General features: G+C 63.4%; 17 protein-coding genes and 1 pseudogene. 11 read left to right on the forward strand and 7 right to left on the reverse strand.

The window, feature by feature from the left end; all coding sequences use genetic code 11:
- Window positions 1-23: 23 nt before the first annotated feature.
- Window positions 24-902, reverse strand: coding sequence for a DMT family transporter (locus I6E73_RS02885; RefSeq protein WP_197106595.1), 879 nt, complete (start codon window positions 900-902; stop codon window positions 24-26).
- Between the two features lie 32 nt (window positions 903-934).
- Here I6E73_RS02885 and recQ point away from each other — a divergent pair, with 32 nt between their 5' ends.
- From recQ to I6E73_RS02920, 8 genes and pseudogenes are all read left to right on the forward strand, one after another.
- Complete coding sequence (gene recQ, locus I6E73_RS02890; RefSeq protein WP_374189163.1) at window positions 935-3,028, forward strand: DNA helicase RecQ; 2,094 nt, start codon at window positions 935-937, stop codon at window positions 3,026-3,028.
- Between the two features lie 188 nt (window positions 3,029-3,216).
- Window positions 3,217-3,324: pseudogene (locus I6E73_RS14835) on the forward strand (helix-turn-helix domain-containing protein); the annotation flags it as partial.
- A 138-nt stretch (window positions 3,325-3,462) separates the two neighbouring features.
- Entirely contained in the window at window positions 3,463-3,699 is a 237-nt protein-coding gene (locus I6E73_RS14840; protein WP_307784205.1) for a hypothetical protein, read from the forward strand.
- A gap of 64 nt (window positions 3,700-3,763) precedes the next feature.
- Complete coding sequence (locus I6E73_RS02900; RefSeq protein WP_197122995.1) at window positions 3,764-4,717, forward strand: siderophore-interacting protein; 954 nt, start codon at window positions 3,764-3,766, stop codon at window positions 4,715-4,717.
- Between the two features lie 21 nt (window positions 4,718-4,738).
- Window positions 4,739-5,776, forward strand: coding sequence for an iron ABC transporter permease (locus tag I6E73_RS02905; RefSeq protein ID WP_197122997.1), 1,038 nt, complete (start codon window positions 4,739-4,741; stop codon window positions 5,774-5,776).
- Between the two features lie 5 nt (window positions 5,777-5,781).
- Window positions 5,782-6,822: an iron chelate uptake ABC transporter family permease subunit gene (locus I6E73_RS02910; protein ID WP_197125061.1), complete on the forward strand. Its 1,041-nt coding sequence runs from the start codon at window positions 5,782-5,784 to the stop codon at window positions 6,820-6,822.
- A 95-nt stretch (window positions 6,823-6,917) separates the two neighbouring features.
- Window positions 6,918-7,700 carry an ABC transporter ATP-binding protein gene (locus I6E73_RS02915; RefSeq protein ID WP_197125063.1) on the forward strand — a complete coding sequence of 261 codons (783 nt, stop codon included), beginning with the start codon at window positions 6,918-6,920 and terminating at the stop codon, window positions 7,698-7,700.
- Window positions 7,701-7,824: 124 nt separating this feature from the next.
- On the forward strand, window positions 7,825-8,835 hold the full coding sequence (locus tag I6E73_RS02920; RefSeq protein ID WP_197122999.1) for an iron-siderophore ABC transporter substrate-binding protein: 1,011 nt from the start codon (window positions 7,825-7,827) through the stop codon (window positions 8,833-8,835).
- Window positions 8,836-8,915: 80 nt separating this feature from the next.
- Here I6E73_RS02920 and trxA read toward each other — a convergent pair whose 3' ends face one another.
- A complete protein-coding gene (trxA, locus tag I6E73_RS02925) occupies window positions 8,916-9,317 on the reverse strand; it encodes a thioredoxin (RefSeq protein WP_197106585.1) in 402 nt (133 codons plus the stop codon).
- 230 nt (window positions 9,318-9,547) lie between these two features.
- Between trxA and I6E73_RS02930 the strand changes: the two genes are divergently transcribed.
- A complete protein-coding gene (locus tag I6E73_RS02930) occupies window positions 9,548-11,674 on the forward strand; it encodes an acyl-CoA dehydrogenase (protein ID WP_197123001.1) in 2,127 nt (708 codons plus the stop codon).
- 75 nt (window positions 11,675-11,749) lie between these two features.
- On the opposite strand, the gene I6E73_RS02935 is transcribed toward I6E73_RS02930, so the two are convergent.
- From I6E73_RS02935 to I6E73_RS14720, 3 genes are all read right to left on the reverse strand, one after another.
- Window positions 11,750-13,405 (reverse strand): DHA2 family efflux MFS transporter permease subunit, encoded by a 1,656-nt coding sequence (locus I6E73_RS02935; RefSeq protein WP_197123003.1) that lies wholly within the window; start codon window positions 13,403-13,405, stop codon window positions 11,750-11,752.
- Window positions 13,402-14,199, reverse strand: a complete 798-nt coding sequence (locus I6E73_RS02940) for a tryptophan-rich sensory protein (protein WP_197123005.1) — start codon at window positions 14,197-14,199, stop codon at window positions 13,402-13,404. Before I6E73_RS02940 ends, I6E73_RS02935 begins: the two co-directional genes overlap by 4 nt.
- Window positions 14,200-14,309: 110 nt before the next feature.
- Window positions 14,310-14,444: a hypothetical protein gene (locus tag I6E73_RS14720; RefSeq protein ID WP_255528431.1), complete on the reverse strand. Its 135-nt coding sequence runs from the start codon at window positions 14,442-14,444 to the stop codon at window positions 14,310-14,312.
- Window positions 14,445-14,502: 58 nt separating this feature from the next.
- Between I6E73_RS14720 and I6E73_RS02945 the strand changes: the two genes are divergently transcribed.
- A complete protein-coding gene (locus tag I6E73_RS02945) occupies window positions 14,503-15,369 on the forward strand; it encodes a neutral zinc metallopeptidase (protein WP_197123007.1) in 867 nt (288 codons plus the stop codon).
- Window positions 15,370-15,395: 26 nt separating this feature from the next.
- Here I6E73_RS02945 and I6E73_RS02950 read toward each other — a convergent pair whose 3' ends face one another.
- Window positions 15,396-16,427: a formylglycine-generating enzyme family protein gene (locus I6E73_RS02950; protein WP_231600526.1), complete on the reverse strand. Its 1,032-nt coding sequence runs from the start codon at window positions 16,425-16,427 to the stop codon at window positions 15,396-15,398.
- Window positions 16,428-16,466: 39 nt separating this feature from the next.
- A complete protein-coding gene (locus I6E73_RS02955) occupies window positions 16,467-16,871 on the reverse strand; it encodes a hypothetical protein (RefSeq protein WP_197123009.1) in 405 nt (134 codons plus the stop codon).
- A gap of 327 nt (window positions 16,872-17,198) precedes the next feature.
- Here I6E73_RS02955 and I6E73_RS02960 point away from each other — a divergent pair, with 327 nt between their 5' ends.
- On the forward strand, window positions 17,199-17,666 hold the full coding sequence (locus tag I6E73_RS02960; protein WP_197123011.1) for an isoprenylcysteine carboxylmethyltransferase family protein: 468 nt from the start codon (window positions 17,199-17,201) through the stop codon (window positions 17,664-17,666).
- Window positions 17,667-17,710 lie beyond the last annotated feature (44 nt).

Genomic DNA, 17,710 nt, shown 5'->3' on the forward strand with positions numbered 1-17,710 from the left:
CACGCCAACGTCTCGGTGAGGCGCTAGCCGCCGACCACGAGCAGGACGCTCGCGGTGATGCCCAACGCAATGCCCAGGTATTGCACGGGCGCAATTCGCTCACGCAAAACGATGGCCGCGAGCAGCACAGTGCCCGCCGGGTAGAGGGCGGTAAGTACGGCAATGACCGAGAGGTCGCCGATGCGCACCCCCGTGATGATCGCCATGTTGGCGATCACGTCGAGGGTGCCGCCGATCATGGCGAAGTAGAGTCCGCGACGCCAGAGGGACGAGCGGGCGGGGGCTGGTGCTCCGGCTCGTTTGCGCTTGGCCAACGCCGCCATCACAAAGAACAGCGAGAACATGAGGAGCGCGTTGACGACGCGGTTTCCCACGACCGGGATGATGCCAGAGTCGTCGGGGGCGGCATCCAGAATCACAAAGAACAGCCCGATCGCACTGCCCGCACCAACCGCCATGAGCAGTGCCTTGGCGCTCGGTCGCACGGCACCCTTTTCGGGAACGAACCCGACGAGCACGACAGCGATGAGCGCGATGGGGATCGCGACGAACCCAAACGCCCCGAGAGATTCTCCACGCAGCAAGCCGACCGTCACGGGGACGATTGCCGACATGACCGCGGTCACGGGCGAGAGGATGCTCATCGGCCCGATGGCGAGGCAGGCGTACAGCAGGCCGATTGCCACCGCGCTATTGACGCCAGCGATCGCGCCATAGAGCACGGCCTCGGTTGACCACACGTTCGAGACGAACGGGAAGATCAACAGCAGCACAGCGAGGCCGGCAACGGCACCGACCGCGGTGGCCAAAATGGGGCTAATTCGCTTGGCTGCAATACCGCCGAAAAAGTCTGCGGCGCCGAATGTGAGTGCGCTAGAAAGCCCGAGAAATACGGTGAACATGGCGCCTGTCGCTATGGGGACTAATCATGCCAATGGTAGTGGCTGCGCCTAGACTTCTCGGCATGGTGTCTGCCCAGTCTGTTCTTGAGTCCACGTTCGGTTACGACTCGTTCCGGGGGCAGCAAGGCGAAATCATCGACACCATCGTCGGCGGTGGTGATGCGCTTGTTCTCATGCCTACCGGTGGCGGCAAGTCGCTGTGTTATCAAATCCCCGCACTTGTTCGCGAGGGCACCGGTGTTGTTATTTCCCCGCTGATCGCTTTGATGCAAGATCAAGTGGATGCCCTGGCCGCCGTTGGCGCCCGTGCAGAGTTTCTCAACTCCACCCAGTCCGCCGACGAGCGCACTCGCGTCGAAAACGCGTACCGGGCTGGTGAGCTGGATCTTCTCTACCTCGCGCCCGAGCGCCTCCGCGTCTCGTCCACGGTGTCACTTCTCAAGCAGGGCCAGATCGGGCTCTTCGCGATCGACGAGGCGCACTGTGTGTCGCAGTGGGGCCACGACTTTCGCCCCGACTACCTGCAGCTCGATGTGTTGCATGACCTGTGGCCGAGCGTTCCGCGCATTGCGCTCACCGCGACCGCGACTGAGGCCACGCGCAAAGAGATCGCCCAGCGGCTGAAGCTCACTGACGCTACGCAGTATGTTTCTAGTTTTGACCGGCCCAACATCCAGTACCGCATTGAAGCAAAGGCGCAGCCGCTGCAGCAATTGCTGACGCTGCTCAACACCGAGCACTCGGGCGACGCCGGCATCGTGTACTGCTTGTCTCGCGCCTCGGTCGAGAAGACGGCGCAGTTCTTGGTGGAGAATGGTATCCCCGCGCTGCCGTATCACGCGGGTCTCGACTCCAGAATTCGGGCCAGCAACCAGAGCCGCTTCTTGCGCGAAGAGGGCATGGTGATGGTGGCGACGATCGCGTTCGGCATGGGAATCGACAAGCCCGACGTGCGTTTCGTGGCGCACCTCGACCTGCCCAAGAGCGTTGAGGGCTACTACCAAGAGACGGGTCGCGCCGGTCGTGATGGCCTGCCGGCGACAGCGTGGCTCGCCTACGGTCTGCAGGATGTCATGCAGCAGCGCCGCATGATCGATCAGTCGGGTGGCGACCTGGCTCACCGACGCAACCTGAGCGCGCACCTCGATGCGATGCTCGCGCTCTGCGAAACCGTGGAGTGCCGTCGTGTGCAGTTGCTCGGTTACTTTGGCCAGGAGTCGACCGCGTGCGGCAATTGCGACACCTGCCTGTCTCCGCCCGAGTCGTGGGATGGCACTGTCGCGGCCCAGAAGTTGATGTCCACCATTGTGCGACTGGAGCGCGAGCGCAACCAGAAGTTTGGGGCTGGGCATCTGGTCGACATCCTCATCGGCAAGACCACCCCGCGCGTGACGCAGCAACGTCACGACGATCTGGCCACCTTCGGAATTGGTTCGGATGTCTCGGAGCAAGACTGGCGCTCGGTCGTGCGGCAGTTGCTCGCGCAGTCATTGCTCACGGTGCAGGGGGAGTACGGCACGCTCGCGATCACGCCCGAAAGCGCGTCGGTGCTGAGCGGCGGGCGCACGGTGAAGCTGCGCAAGGAAGCGCCGCGCAAGGCTCGCGGTTCCGGTGCAGCGGGCGGTGCGGCGAAGCGCAAGGTCATGACCGACCTGCCCGAGTCGGCCACTGACCTGTTCGAGAATCTACGCACCTGGCGTTCGGGAGTCGCGCGCGACAACGGTGTGCCCGCCTACGTGGTGTTCGCGGATGCCACCCTGCGCGGCATTGCCGTCACCAAACCAGAATCCTTGGCCGAGCTGTCGGAAATCAGCGGCGTCGGCGAGAAGAAGCTCGAAACCTACGGTGCTGCGGTGCTTGCGGTCGTTGCGGGGGAGTCGCCGGAAGCCGCTGTTGCGCCACCGGTGGCGGCTGCCGCTTCGCCCGCCTTTGCCGCGGCGCCTGCTGTCAGCGCGTCGACTTCCGCGCCGTCACTCCAATCCCGCCCCGCGGCATCCCGGCCCGCCACATCGCGACCGGCTCAGCGTAAGGCGGCAGCTCCGGCAGCAGCAGTTCCTGGCGACGAGAACGACATCCCGTTCTACTCGGATGATGACGCTCCCTATGACGGGCCGCCTGAGTTCTAGGGACTCGTCGGTGCCGGAGAGTTGTCGGTGGGATGCTGGCGGCAACGTGTCGGGGGGATGCTGGCCAGTGGCGGGTGATTGGCGGCCAGTTGACGTAGCGAGCATCCATCCGGTCATGGAGTATTGGTCACATGAACCAAACAAGGATTGTGGAACTCCGCCGCGAGCGAGGATGGACCCAATAGAAACTGGCCGATGCCTGCGGGGTAGGTATCAGAACCATCCAACGATTAGAGGCGGGAAGCGACGCGAGTTTAGAGACGCTGTCGCTGGTTGCGGATGCACTCGGGGTCCCGGTTCGCGATCTCTTCGCGACGATTGAGAGCGATGAGCTCAACGGCCGTGTTGACTCGTTCGAATCGCGGGCGAATGACCAACAGTCTGCGCGCGACAGGACCCATGGCGGATGGCGCTATCTTTTCATCGGCGTTGGTGTGGTGATCACGCTGCTCGGTGCAACGAACGGTCAGCTGGGCTCGGTGATCATTCCGGCGTATTGGGGCGGTGGAGTGCTCATTCTTTTTGCGCTCCAGCGGCTCTATCTGGATCCGCACCTCGACGCGAAGTTTCCGCTTTCTCGGAGCAAGCGTGATCGCCTCCTGCAGAAGCGTCGCGAAGCTCAGCCGAACACCCGCCAACGGCGCGCTGCAGAAACTCCCACAAGCCCGTAACGGGGCACCGAGCGCGCGCAAACCGACCCTTTTCGCTTCAGGTTAGGTATGCCATACTTAGGCAATGCTTACCTTGGAGCGCGAGATCGCGAAGGACGCCCGCCCGGGCTATCGACCATTCGCTGCACGCGTGGAAAGCATCCGCGAACTTTCGCCTCACTTTAAGCGGGTTACCTTCGCGGGCGCTGAGTTTGAGACCTTCGGTACTGATGGTTTCGACCAGCGAATCAAGATTGTTTTTCCGCTGCCGGGCATTGGCCTGAGCGACATCGGCGCGAACGATCCGCAGACCATCGCCGATGGCACCTGGTACGCGCGCTGGCGTGCGCTGCCCGATGAGGCCCGCAACCCGTTCCGCACGTACACGATCCGTGCCGTGCGTCCCGAGCTCCGCGAGATCGACGTCGACATGGTGTTCCACGGCGCTAACGGCCCCGCTGGTCAGTGGCTGGCGAACGCGGTGGTCGGCGACGAAGTCATCATTGTCGGGCCCGACGCCGCGAGCATCCACTCAGGCATTGGCATTGACTGGCACCCCGGCCCCGCCCGCACCGTTCTTCTCGCCGGTGACGAAACCTCTGCGCCCGCTATCTGCAGCATCCTCGAACGCCTCGACTCCAGCGTTCAGGCTCACGCTTTCATCGAGATTCCGGATGCCGCAGACCAGCCGCCGCCGAACCTTCCGAGCAACTGCCACGTCACGTGGCTACCGCGGGGCACGCGGCCCGCAGGTTCCGTGCTCGACCCCGCCGTCCGGGCGTGGACGCAAGCTAACGCCTCACTCGTGTTGCCTGCGCTCTCGCCGGCCGCGCAACCACTCGGTGATATCGATGTCGATACCGAGCTCCTCTGGGATTCGCCGGGCGAAGCATCCGGAACGCACTTCTACGCGTGGCTCGCTGCCGAGGCGTGCGTCATCAAGATGCTGCGTCGTTTTCTCGTGAGCGAGACGGGCGTTGACCGCAAGCAGGTTGCATTCATGGGGTACTGGCGTCTTGGCAAGTCCGAAGCGCAGTAGCTCTCACCACCACACCCGACTATGACCCAGACCGCCTCGGCTTCGCGCGCACGACTGAGCCTCCGCACCCAGCGCTGGATCACTCTCGGCTCGGCCCTCGGGTTGCTCGCGATCGTTCTCGTGCTGAGCCTCGCGCTCGGCGCTCGCGGTGTCGAGTTTTCACAAATTGGGCAAGCGCTCTTCGACCCGGAGGCAGGCAACAACGACCAGCTCGTGATTCGTGAACTGCGCTTGCCGCGCACGATCGTCGGCTTGCTCGCCGGGCTCTCTCTCGGCGTCGCTGGAGCCGTCATGCAGGGCGTCGCCCGCAACCCGCTCGCCGACCCCGGACTGCTCGGCGTCAACGCCGGTGCCTCGCTCGCGGTCGTTTTCGCGATCAGTGTTCTCTCGATCACGAATCCCACCGGCTACATCTGGTTCGCCTTTGCAGGAGCCGCGGGCGCTGCCGCCATCGTCTACGCGATCGGCTCTCTGGGCCGCGAAGGTGCCACCCCGGTCAAGCTCGTGCTCGCCGGAACCGCCGTCACCGCCGGCATCACCTCCGTGATTTCCCTGGTTTTGATCTCCGACACCGACACCCTCAACACCTTCCGCTTCTGGTCCGTCGGGTCGCTCGCCAGCCGCGACCTCGAAGCCGTGCGCCTCACGATCGGTTTCGTTGTCGCTGGTGCACTCCTCGCGATCATTTCGGGGCGGATGCTCAACCTTGTCGCCCTCGGAGATGACCTCGCTCGCGGCCTCGGCCAGCGGGTCTATGTTGCGCGTGCCGTTGCTGCCGGAGCCATTGTTCTCCTGTGCGGCTCCGCCACCGCGCTTGCCGGCCCCATCGTCTTCGTCGGTCTCGTTGTTCCCCACATCGTGCGCCCCTTCACCGGTCCCGACTACCGCTGGATCATCGCTGTCTCCGCCGTCGTCGGCCCCAGCCTGCTTCTGATCGCCGACATCGTGGGCCGTCTCGTGGTCGCGCCTTCCGAGCTCGAGGCGGGGCTCGTCGTCGCCGTCATCGGTGCGCCGGTCATGATCGCCCTCGTGCGCCGAGTGAAGTTGGCCGGGCTGTGACCGCCATGCGGGGCGCACCCGTGAGCGCCAGCCGAGCCTCTCGAGTCCCGTTGACGGCCCGGGCTCTACGCATCACCATCGGGCTCATCGTTGCCGCAGTGGCGCTCGCTCTCGTCAGTATTGCCGTTGGGGCGTATACGCTCACGCTGCCCGATCTGCTCGCAACTCTCTTCGGCGGCGGCACCTCATCCGACCAGTTCATTGTCTTCAAGTTGCGGCTACCGCGCGTGCTGCTTGCCATCTTGGTGGCGATCGCGTTCGGCCTCGCGGGGGCTCTCTTCCAAAGCCTCCTACGCAATGCGTTGGCGAGCCCAGACATCATCGGCATCAGCGGTGGTGCCAGCGTTGCAGCCGTGCTGAGCCTGCTCGTGTTCGGCGCGACAGGCCTCATCGTCTCGCTCTCCGCCCTCGTCGGCGCTCTGCTCGTCGCGTTCACGATCTACCTACTGTCGTGGCGCTCCGGTATGAACGGCATGCGTTTCGTGCTCATCGGCGTCGGTATCGCGTTCATGGCGCAATCCGTGCTCGGTTACCTCATCACGCGCGGTGATGTGCGCGATGCGCAACAAGCCCTCGTCTGGATGGTGGGCGGGCTCGGCGGTGCCAGCTGGGACGACATCCTCATCATGGCCGTTAGCCTCGCCATCTTGGTCCCCGCGGTGGCCGTTCTTGCCTCCAAACTCCGGATGCTGCAGCTCGGCGATGATCTTGCTGCGGGTCTTGGGGTCTCCGTGCAACGGTCGCGGGTTGCCCTCATCGTCGTTGCCGTCGCTCTCGTCGCCATCGCGACAGCACTCGTGGGCCCCCTCGCCTTTGTCGCCTTCGTCTCCGCCCCGATCGCTCGACGCCTGGTGCGCAGGGGAGACCTCGCGCTGGTGCCGAGTGCCCTGGTCGCGATTGTGCTCGTGCTCGGTGCCGATTTCGTCGCTCAACACTTGCTCACTGCCGGAACCCAGGTGCCGACCGGAATTGTCACCGGCATCGTGGGCGCCCCGTATCTGCTGTGGCTCATCTCCACCACCAACCGCGAAGGACGTGCCTCGTGACCCAAGCTGACGCACCCCGGAACCACGCGCCCCAAGCGGACGCGTCCACAGCCGTCGCGCCACACTCCAGCGCGCCCCAACGCCCCGCGCACTCGTTGCGCGCCGACAACGTCACCCTCAACTATGGCGGCCGCGACATTGTGTCGAACTTGAGCGTGGAGATCCCCGACGGCAAGGTCACCGTGATTGTGGGCGCCAATGCCTGCGGCAAGTCGACGCTGCTGCGCGGGCTGTCACGGTTGCTGCGACCGGCTTCGGGTCACGTGATTCTCGACGGGCGCGACATCCATTCGGTGCCGTCGAAAGAGATCGCGCAGGTGGTGGGCATTTTGCCGCAGTCGCCAATCGCGCCGGAGGGCATCACCGTTCGCGACCTCGTGGCTCGCGGACGCTACCCGCATCAGGGCTGGTTTCAGCAGTGGTCGGCGGCGGATGAAGCGGCTGTCGAGCACGCGCTCGAAGCGACCGACACGGCCCAGTTAGCGTCGCGGCGCATCGAGGAGCTCTCGGGTGGGCAGCGCCAGCGGGTGTGGATCGCGATGGCTCTGAGCCAAGATCCCGACATTCTGCTGCTCGACGAGCCCACCACGTTCCTCGACGTGCGCCACCAGCTTGATGCGCTCGACGTACTCGCTGATCTCAATCGTGAACGTGGCACCACGATCGTGATGGTGCTGCACGAACTCACCCTTGCCGCCCGCTACGCCGACCATATGATCCTCATGTGCGAGGGGCAGATCATCGCCGAGGGCACACCTGCCGAGGTGGTTACAGCAGAGCGGATGCGGGAGGCGTTTGGGCTCGCGGCTCAGATCATGGCCGATCCGGTTTCTGGCTCACCGATGGTCATCCCGCTGGGGCGTCGCTCGGGTCGCTAGCGGCGCTGTCGTCGGCCGCCTTTGATTCAGAACCTTGCCAGTAAATTCGCCCACACACTGCTTGCGTAATCTGATTAGGTAAGCCTATCCTTACTATGCACCCATCGTTCGATCGAGGAGATCAATGTCACGCCGTTCCCGCCTTGCAGCCTTCGCTGCGGCCACCGCCGCCCTCATCGCGTTGAGCGGTTGCGCCGCCTCAACGTCCGAAGGCGAAACGGATGTGCCCGCAGCATCCGACGCATTCCCCGTCACGATCGAGCACGCCTTCGGTGAAACAGTCATCGAGAGCGAACCGCAGCGCGTCCTCACCCTGGGTTGGGGCAGCGGCGACGCGGTTCTCGCTCTCGGCGTCGTGCCGGTGGGCATGGAAGCCCAGAACTACGGTGGCGACGAGAACGGCGTTCTGCCGTGGGCGGCGGATGCTCTCGCCGAGATGGGCGCAGAGACCCCGCTCATCTTCCCCGCGACCACGGATGCTCCCGCTTATGAGCAGATCGCGGAAGCCGCTCCTGACTTGATCCTCGCGACCTACTCCGGAATCACCGAGGAACAGTACGACCTCCTCAGCGAGATCGCACCCGTCGTTGCGTACCCCGAGCTGCCGTGGGCTACCCCGTGGCGCGACGTCATCAGCACCACGGGCACCGCACTCGGCAAGACTGCTGCCGCGGATGACGTGCTCGCCAACATCGACGCTCTCGTTGCTGAGAAGGCGGCCGAGCATCCTGAGTTCGAAGGCAAGACCGTCGCGGCCACCTTCGACGTGGGCGGAACTTTCTACGTTTACAAGCCCGCCGACCCCCGCGTGGAGTTCTTGCTCGACCTCGGTCTCGAGAACGCGCCTGCTGTTGACGCTCTCTCGAATGGCGACTCCACGTTTTTCTATACGCTCAGCTACGAGAAGCTCGATGAGCTCGACAGCGACCTGTTGATCGCCTATGCCGAGACCGAAGAAGTCGGTGACATCTTCGCCGCTCAGCCTTACGCACAGAGCATCCCGGCTGTCGCCAACGGCGGCCTCGTCGCGGTCAACGGCGCATCGCTCGTCGCTTCGGTATCGCCTCCCACGGCGCTCTCGCTGCCCTGGGGAATCGACAGCTTCGTGGATGCAATCGCTGGCGCGCTGAAGTAACGCACGACCTGCATTACGCAGAAAAGGCCCCGCCGACATTGCGTCGGCGGGGCCTTTGTGGTCTTCGGTGGTGCTTCTGGTTAGTGAGAGTGCTCAGCCGGCGCTTCGCCAGCTTCAGCAGCAGCCTGCTGTTCAGCAACCTGCTTGTGAACTTCGACCATGTCGAGGTTCTTGGCGCCTTCAATGACCTGCTCGAGAGCAGGGGCGGGGAGTGCTCCGGGCTGCGAGAAGACGAGTACGCCTTCACGGAAAACCATGAGCGTCGGAATCGAGGTGATTCCTGCTGCGCCAGCGAGTTCCTGCTGGTCTTCGGTGTCTACCTTGCCGAACGTGATGTCCGGGTGGGCTTCGCTTGCGGCTTCATAGATGGGCCCGAACTGCTTACAGGGGCCACACCATTCGGCCCAGAAATCCACGAGGAGGATTCCGTCTTTAGTGACCGCCTGGCCAAAGTCTTCTGAGGTGAGAGTGATTGTCGACATAGTTACATCCTTTCACGGAGGCCAACAACAGCACCTGAACAAAGATTCCCGAGGTATCAGGAGCGAGATTCGCACTAGTTCCCACAACGCTACGGCGGCTGTTTTGCGGTTTTGCACAAAGGGATGCGGTGGGTTCGGCATCCACTTGGTTGACCGTAAACGAGACACTTTGCACCCGCTCGCACCAGTCGTACGTTGTGATTACCGAACTTTGACGAATCGAGATAGCCATGACCCAGGTTCACGACCACACGGCGACCGAGTCGGCGCCGGAGTCATCCACCCCCGCCAACAACGCCGCACCTTCCCCTGCTGCAGCGACGACAGATAGTGCCGCCGCTGCCCCCTCCATCGATGTCGAATGGTTGGGCGAATACCTTCTAGGCAAGTGGGCGAAGGAACGTAAAGAGTCCCGCGCGCTCATGTCGAATCCTGAGTTCCACCGCGTCGACGGTCTCTCGATGGAGGACCACCGCGAGCGCGTGCTTCACCAGCTCTCGCTTCTGGTCGATAACAACGCCGTTCACCGTGCGTTCCCCGTCGACCTCGGCGGCGAAGACAACCACGGCGGCAATATCGCGGCCTTCGAAGAGACCGTTCTGGCCGATCCGTCGCTGCAGATCAAGTCGGGCGTGCAGTGGGGCCTCTTCGGTTCTGCCGTGGTGCACCTCGGCACTAAGGAGCACCACGACAAGTGGCTGCCCGACATTATGAGCCTCAAGATTCCCGGCGCCTTCGCGATGACCGAGATTGGTCACGGTTCGGATGTCGCGAGCATCGCCACGACGGCGACCTACGATGCCGACACTGACGAGTTCGTCATCAACACCCCGTTCCGCGCGGCGTGGAAGGAATACCTCGGCAACGCGGCCCTTCACGGCAAGGCAGCGACTGTCTTCGCGCAGCTCATCACTAAGGACGTCAATCACGGCGTGCACGCGTTCTACGTTCCGCTGCGTGACGAGAACGGCACGCTTCCCGGAGTGTCAACCGAAGACGACGGCCTCAAGGGCGGTCTGAACGGTATCGATAACGGTCGTCTTCACTTCGATCACGTTCGCGTACCCCGCACTAACCTCCTCAACCGCTACGGAAACGTTGATGAGAACGGTGACTACACCTCCGACATCGACAGCCCCGGTCGTCGCTTCTTCACGATGCTCGGCACGCTCGTGCAGGGCCGCGTTTCGCTCGACGGTGCCGCAGTGCTCGCGAGCAAGCTAGCGCTGAACATCGCCATCAAGTACGGCTCGGAGCGCCGCCAGTTCACGGCATCCAGCAACACGAACGAAGAAGTGATTCTGGACTACCAGCGTCACCAGCGTCGCCTGTTGCCGCGCTTGGCTCAGACCTACGCGATGTCGTTCGCGCATGAGGAATTCCTCGACAAGTTCGATGGCGTTTTCTCCGGTCGCACCGACACTGATGCTGATCGTCAAGACCTCGAGACCATCGCGGCGGCGCTCAAGCCGCTCAGCACGTGGGCTGCCCTCGACACGCTTCAGGAAGCTCGCGAGGCCTGCGGTGGTTCTGGCTTCATGGCCGAGAACCGTCTCACTCAGATGCGCGCCGACCTCGACATTTACGCCACGTTCGAGGGCGACAACAACGTGCTACTACAGCTCGTTGCTAAGCGTCTACTCACCGACTACTCGCGCAAGTTTGCGGGGGCGGATGCGGGTGCGATGGCTCACTACGTTGCCGACCAAGTCAATGAGGCCGCCGTCAACCGCACAGGTCTTCGCCGCTTCGCTCAGAACGTCGTGGACTTCGGTTCCACCGCCCGCTCGATCGGCTACGTTCGCGACACCGACTCGCAGCGCCAGCTGCTCACCGACCGCGTCGAAACGATGGTGGCGGATGTCGCGGGCAAGTTGCGTCCGGCCAGCAAGCTTCCGCAGGCTGAGGCTGCCGCTCTCTTCAACAGCCACCAGAACCAGCTCATCCTGACCGCGTATGCGCACGGCGAGCTGCTGCAATGGGAGGCGTTCACTCGCGCTATTGAGAAGATCGAAGACAAGGACACCGCTCAGGTCATGACCTGGTTGCGTGACCTCTTCGGCTTCACGCTGATCGAGAAGAACCTCGCGTGGTACCTCATGCACGGTCGCATCTCCACGAACCGCGCGCAGGCCATCACCGATTACATCGATGACCGCTTGCTGCCGCGGTTGCGTCCGCAGGCTCTGGATCTCGTGGCCGCGTTCGGTCTGACCGACGAGCTGGTGCGCGCTCCGATTGCCTCCGGAATCGAAGCCAAGCGCCAGAACGAGGCCCGCGATTACTACGCAGCGCGTCGCGCAAGCGGCGAAGAGCCCGTGCACGAAAAGGATCTCAAGCAGAAGAAGCCCCGCTAACAGCACTGATCTACAGAGAAGGCTGCCGCCCCACACAGAGTGGGGCGGCAGCCTTTGCGTATCTCTACCCGGCGGTTATTCTCGCGCGGACTCGTCAGTTGACTCTGCAGCGTTGCGTGCGCCAGCGCCGTCACTCTCGTCACCGGCGGCACCCGCGGCGTCATCGTCGCCGCGGCGTCCAGCGTCGAGACGGAGGCTGGCGAGGAATCCAAACGCAAGGAAACCGGCAGCCGCGAGCGCGGAATACCGTGTCGAGTCGGTGAACGCTTGGCGGGCGTCGGCTGCGGCATCCGGCGACTGAGCATCGAGCGCGCTGATGCCGGTGCCGGCGGAGTCGACGACGAGATCCACGATCTGGGTGCGGGCTTCGGCGGGGATGTCCGCGCGCTCCGCAAGCTTGGCGTCGAGCCCGGTACCGAGGCTCGCGAAGAGCACGGTTCCCAAGATTGCGATTCCGAGCGCAGAGCCGATCTGGCGAGCGGTGCTCTGGGTTCCGGAGCCCTGACCCGACTGGCTGAGAGGCACGTCCTTGAGCACAACGCTCGTGAGTTGGGCGGTGGCGAGACCGACTCCGAAGCCGTAGATGAAGAGGCCGGGCGCGATGTGCCACCAGGCGGCATCTGGGCTCAGGACGAACGCCACGATCAGCACCCCCACGATCTCGGCGCCGATTCCGACGCGCACGATCGTGACAGGAGTCACCTTGTTGCCGAACGCACCGGCGAAGCCGCTCGCGACGAACGAACCAATAGCGAGGGCGAGGATGACGAAACCGGTCTGCAGGGCGTCATAGCCGAGCACGTTCTGCAGCCACAGCGGGAGCGACAGGATGATGCCGAACTCTCCGAGCGAGACGATCATCGCAGCAATATTTCCGTTGCGGAACGACGGAATCTTCAGCAGTCCAAACGCGAGCATCGTCGATTTGCCAGCGCGCTCGCGAGCGAAACCCCAGCGCACAAACACGATGCCGCTCACGAGGGCGAGGGCAAAGGCGAAGGGGATGGGGGAGACGTCCCACGTCCAGAAGGCGGGAGGGGTGTCGCTGAAGAACCAGCCATAGCTGCGGCCCTCAATGAGAGCGAAGACCAGTGATGCAAACAGCACGACAGAGAGAACCGCGCCCACGACATCCACTCGTCGTTGGGCCGAGGGCTCCTTCGATTCGATCGTGAAGATCAGGATGCCGATAGCGATGATGACGCCGAGCGGCACGTTGATACCGAAGGCCCAGCGCCAGGAGTAATACGTCGTGAGCCAGCCGCCGAGGAGCGGGCCGACAGCCGCCATGCCGCCGATGGTGGAGCCCCAGACGGCGAACGCGATAGCGCGCTCGCGGCCGCGGAAGGTTGCGTTGATCGTCGAGAGTGACGACGGAAGGATCATTGCCCCGCCGATGCCTTGCACCAGGCGGGAGGCGATCAGTAGTTCGCCCGTCGCGGCAGTGGCGGCAAGGATCGAGGAGAGAGCGAAGATTGCCACACCGATGAGCAGAACCTTGCGACGACCGTAGCGGTCAGCGAGGGTGCCAAACACGAGCAGTAGTGCAGCGAAAACAAGGGTGTAGCTTTCCTGTACCCATTGCACTTGAGTCGAATTGAGGTCAAGATCTTCGACAACGGAGGGGATGGCGACGTTGACGATCGTGGAGTCAACGATGATGAGCGCGACGGCAATGCTGATGAAGAGGAGGCCTAACCAGCGTTTGCGTGAGGCGCGTCGATCGTTCATTGAGCGGTCTGTTCAGCCCTCAGGCGTGCGGCGGTGAACACCGCGGCACTGGCGAGTACGGCGACGAGAGCAACGATCGCGGCGACCGCGGTGGGCTGAGAGATGAGGTCGCCGGTGAGGCGTCCGACGGCAACCCATGCGAGCCCCCAGCTCAGCGAAAGCGATGGCGCAAAGTGCGCGCGGCCACGGGCAGCGAGGGCGATACCGACGGCGCCAGCGACGAACACCACTGCCACGCCCCACACATCCTGCGAGATGCCGAAGCCCGTAAAGCCGATGGCGGTGAGCCACGCGGCAATATTGGCTGCGGTGGCGACGCACACCCAACCGAGGTAGAGACCGATGGTGCCGTCGGTGATGATGGTGTCGATTGCACCGGCAGCGGGCAGCTTGACGGTGATGAGGTAGGCCCGGATGAGCACGATGAGCAAGAGGATGATCACCGGAACACTCAGAGCGAGCATGTCGAACTGAATCGAGAGAATCCAGGCCGCATTCAACACGAGAGAGGCAGCAACCCAGTACCCCACGCGACGGTGCAGCTCGGTGCGGGTCTGTTTCGGCAGCATCTGCCACACGGCGTAGGCCACGAGGCCGAAGTAGATGATGCTCCAGATGGTGAATGCTGCACCGGCCGGGGCGATGACGGTAGCATCGGCGCTCAGCGCACCGCCTGCAACTTCCTCTACGGGGGTGCCGCCATAGGCGCCAGATCCCACGAAGGCCCCGATGAGGGCAAAGGTCGCGCTCGCAGCGACGGTGATCTGGCGGACTACATCTTTGGACTCGCGCATCACGTTCTCCTTCGGTAGGCCTTTAGCCTAGAACTCCCGTGTCGGAGTTGTCCGAAGAATCGCTGAAATGTGGGTGTCGCTCAGCTAACGCGTCCGTCGAGGTGACGCATTTAGTGCGTGAAGCCGGCGAGCAAGCTCGGAACGGCCAGGTTCACGAGCAAGATGATGCCCGTGAGCGCAACAATCGCACCCATAACGACGAGCACTGCCTTGCCGAGAACGGTGATTACGGAGATGAAATTCATTCCTCAAGGATATCTGAGTAGATCGGGATGTGGTCCCGGTGCATAGTAAATTCCCTCTATGACGTTCAACGACAATGCCCGCATCAATCCAGACAAAGTCTCCCGGCGCGGGCGCAACACCGGAATCGCGGTCGGCGGCGGCAGCACACTGCTGGTCATTGGGCTCTTCATCGCGTCTCAAGTTCTCGGCGTCGATTTGACCGGGCTTGTGGGCGGCGGTGCACCGAGCGGAGAGCAAGAACAGGGCCAAGCGCTCACGGAATGTACTACGGCAGAGAAAGCCAATAGCGGCATCGATTGCCGTATCGCCGGAGCAGCAGATTCGCTCGATACCTATTGGGAGGGTCAGGTCGACGGCTACCGCACCACCAACGTTGTTCTTTTCACTGATCAGGTCAACACCGGATGCGGCGGCGCGACGAGCGCGACGGGGCCCTTCTATTGCCCTCCAGACGAGAAGATCTACGTCGACACCGCTTTCTACGATGACCTGCGCAGCCGGTTCGGTTCCTCCGGCGGGCCTCTGGCCGAGATGTATGTCATTGCGCATGAGTGGGGCCACCACATTCAGAATTCCACAGGAATTATGGAGGGCCTCGATCGTCAAACAACGGGCCCGTCATCCGACTCGGTGCGACTCGAGTTGCAGGCAGACTGTTTCGCGGGAGCGTGGGTGGGGGCGGCATCCACCATCACTAACGATGACGGGGTGGTCTTTCTTGACCCCGTCACGGATGCCCAAATTGCGGATGCTCTGAGCGCAGCTTCGGCTGTAGGCGACGACCGCATCCAAGAGTCGACCCAGGGTCAGGTAACTCCCGAGTCGTGGACGCACGGCTCGAGCGATAAGCGTCAGCAGTGGTTTACGACCGGACTCAACGGCGGTCCGAGCGCGTGCAACACCTTTGAGGTGGCAACGCCTTAGCGCTCGCTCGCGAGTCGACGGGCTAGCTACAGTGCGAGAGTGCGGAACCCGGCGTTACCCATCGAGGAATCGGGAGTGTTCTGCGAGCGGGCCGAGTTGCGATAGCGGTTGCAATACGAGATGTGGCATAGGTAGCTGCCGCCGCGCAGCACCCGAACGGTTCCCCCGCTGGGGCCGGCCGGGTTGTCGGCGGGCGCATCGGCAGCGAGTGTCGAATAGTAGTTCGCGTCGTACCAGTCAGAGCACCACTCCCACACGTTGCCCACGGTTTGGAAGAGTCCGTAGCCGTTGGGCTCGAAGCTGCGCACGGGCGCGGTGGTGAGATATCCGTCGTCTATGGTGTTGGTGCGGGGAAAGTCACCCTGAAAGATGTTGGTGCGCCAGCCGCCGGCATCCATTTCGTCGTCGCCCCACGGGTACTTGGACTGGTCGAGACCTCCGCGAGAGGCGTATTCCCACTCGGCTTCGGTGGGAAGTCGTCGGCCCGCCCAGGCGCAGTACGCTTCGGCGTCGTTGAAGCTGATGTGCACGACCGGATGATCGCCCAAACCTTCAAGGGAAGAATTGCGCCCGCCGGGGTGCTGCCAGTCGGCACCAGTCACGCCGAACCACCACGGAGCTCCTGCGGCCCGCCCCATAATGTCTTCCTCGGGGGCGTCGACAGCGAGATGGAAGACTGCCGAATTTCCGAACGTTTCTGCCTCGGTGAGGTAGCCCGTGGCAGCCACGAATCGTGCGAAGTCGTCGTTCGTCACACTCGTGACGTCGATGGAGAACGCGGCCAAGGAAACTGGATGCTGCGGCAGTTCGCCATCGGCTGCGTTGCGGTCGCCTGAGGAGTCGCCCATCACGAAGGTGCCGGCGGGAATCGCAGCCTGTTCGATGAGGTGGTTGCCTGCTTCGGGAGTTAGTGGCGCGGATGCGGCGGGCGGGTCGGCGGTTACTGCTGAGGATGACGCGGGGGGTGCTGCCAGCGGCATACCGAGAGGTGCCGCGGAACTGCGCTGGGGTGTGCAGGTGCAGCTGTCTCCGCAGCCTGAATTCGAAGCGTCATCCATCGTTCCAGCCTACGCCGGTGGTGTTGCTTCGCCCGCGAGCTATTCGGGAGCGGGAGCCGCCGGGCGAGCCGTGGGGGCGGGTTGCGCAAGTTTGAGCACCGCGTAGACCGCGATGCCGCTCAGGCACATATTCACCCAGTTGATCTCATATTCCGCTTGTGGAAAGTACTGCGCTGCGAAGGCGACAAGCCCTCGAAGCACGAGTGCCCACACGTTGATCGCGAGAAAACCTTTGCGGGCCCATTCGCTCCCGCGGCCCATTTGGATAAGCAGTAAAAGCCCGATCACACCAGAGGTGATCAATCCGGCTTCGGGATCATCGAGGGGAAAGAAGCCCCACACAATCGCGACAACTTGGGTGGCGATCGCGACTCGCAGCCACGGAAACGTGGTCTCGTCATCCGCTGCTATCTCCGAAGCTGATTCGGGAGTCGTGTCAGTCACGTTCGAATCTTTCCATGTGCTGACCCTGTCGACTATCTCTAGCGTCGCCCCAAGTCGAGGGGCATGGGACAGCCTCGCGCCTCACGTCGCGCGCCGCTGTGATGCTCGCCCCACGCCGTCGGAAATTCAGGAAAATCTCGCGGGGTGGCAACGTGAGCCCTGTTAGCTTGGCGGGTCGCAGGAACGCATCCTCAGATTTCCTGAGTTTCCAACAGGGTGGGTGCTGCGCGCTCTACTCGGCGGGGCGAAGTCGCCCCGCTACCTTTCTCGACGTACCCAACGACAGGTCGTAGCCTCTAGTCAGGACTTCACGAGGAAGAGGCGCTCATGAACAGACGCGTGATCGGGCTCGCACTTGTTGCGCTGCAATTTGTGCTGATCGCTGCGTTGGTGCTTGTGCCGTGGACTGATCCGCTGTGGCACAGAGACGCAATCGCTTTCAGCGTCGCTGGCGTGCTCGCGCTCGCCGGGGCGGTCGTCGCGGTCCTCGGGGTGCGCGGGCTTGGCCGTTCCCTCACTGCCAACCCGGTGCCGCTCGCGAGCTCAGAGCTGGTCACGGATGGCCTCTACGGCTGGGTTCGCCATCCGATCTATAGCGGCCTCTTGGTTGGTTCCCTCGGTGTCGCGTTGGCCGGCGCATCTTGGTGGCACCTCGGAACATGGTTGGCGCTCGTGGCGCTGCTCATGGCCAAAGCACGCTGGGAGGAGCGCATGCTCGTCGAACGCTACGTTGACTACGCCGATTACGCGCTGCGCGTCGGCCGTTTCATCCCCGGTGTCGGACGCATCGGTTGAACCCGATGTGCCATTGACCTAGGAAGCACGACCCGGCCGGAGCG

Source organism: Salinibacterium sp. SWN248, assembly GCF_015864575.1.
Lineage (GTDB): Bacteria > Actinomycetota > Actinomycetes > Actinomycetales > Microbacteriaceae > Rhodoglobus.

Coding starts and splice junctions, on each gene's coding strand:
- I6E73_RS02885 (WP_197106595.1), bottom strand. CDS start 902: ATGTTCACCGTATTTCTCGGGCTTTCTAGCGCACTCACATTCGGCGCC.
- recQ (WP_374189163.1), top strand. CDS start 935: ATGGTAGTGGCTGCGCCTAGACTTCTCGGCATGGTGTCTGCCCAGTCT.
- I6E73_RS02900 (WP_197122995.1), top strand. CDS start 3,764: ATGCTTACCTTGGAGCGCGAGATCGCGAAGGACGCCCGCCCGGGCTAT.
- I6E73_RS02905 (WP_197122997.1), top strand. CDS start 4,739: ATGACCCAGACCGCCTCGGCTTCGCGCGCACGACTGAGCCTCCGCACC.
- I6E73_RS02910 (WP_197125061.1), top strand. CDS start 5,782: ATGCGGGGCGCACCCGTGAGCGCCAGCCGAGCCTCTCGAGTCCCGTTG.
- I6E73_RS02920 (WP_197122999.1), top strand. CDS start 7,825: ATGTCACGCCGTTCCCGCCTTGCAGCCTTCGCTGCGGCCACCGCCGCC.
- trxA (WP_197106585.1), bottom strand. CDS start 9,317: ATGTCGACAATCACTCTCACCTCAGAAGACTTTGGCCAGGCGGTCACT.
- I6E73_RS02930 (WP_197123001.1), top strand. CDS start 9,548: ATGACCCAGGTTCACGACCACACGGCGACCGAGTCGGCGCCGGAGTCA.
- I6E73_RS02935 (WP_197123003.1), bottom strand. CDS start 13,405: ATGAACGATCGACGCGCCTCACGCAAACGCTGGTTAGGCCTCCTCTTC.
- I6E73_RS02940 (WP_197123005.1), bottom strand. CDS start 14,199: ATGCGCGAGTCCAAAGATGTAGTCCGCCAGATCACCGTCGCTGCGAGC.
- I6E73_RS14720 (WP_255528431.1), bottom strand. CDS start 14,444: ATGAATTTCATCTCCGTAATCACCGTTCTCGGCAAGGCAGTGCTCGTC.
- I6E73_RS02945 (WP_197123007.1), top strand. CDS start 14,503: ATGACGTTCAACGACAATGCCCGCATCAATCCAGACAAAGTCTCCCGG.
- I6E73_RS02950 (WP_231600526.1), bottom strand. CDS start 16,427: ATGGATGACGCTTCGAATTCAGGCTGCGGAGACAGCTGCACCTGCACA.
- I6E73_RS02960 (WP_197123011.1), top strand. CDS start 17,199: ATGAACAGACGCGTGATCGGGCTCGCACTTGTTGCGCTGCAATTTGTG.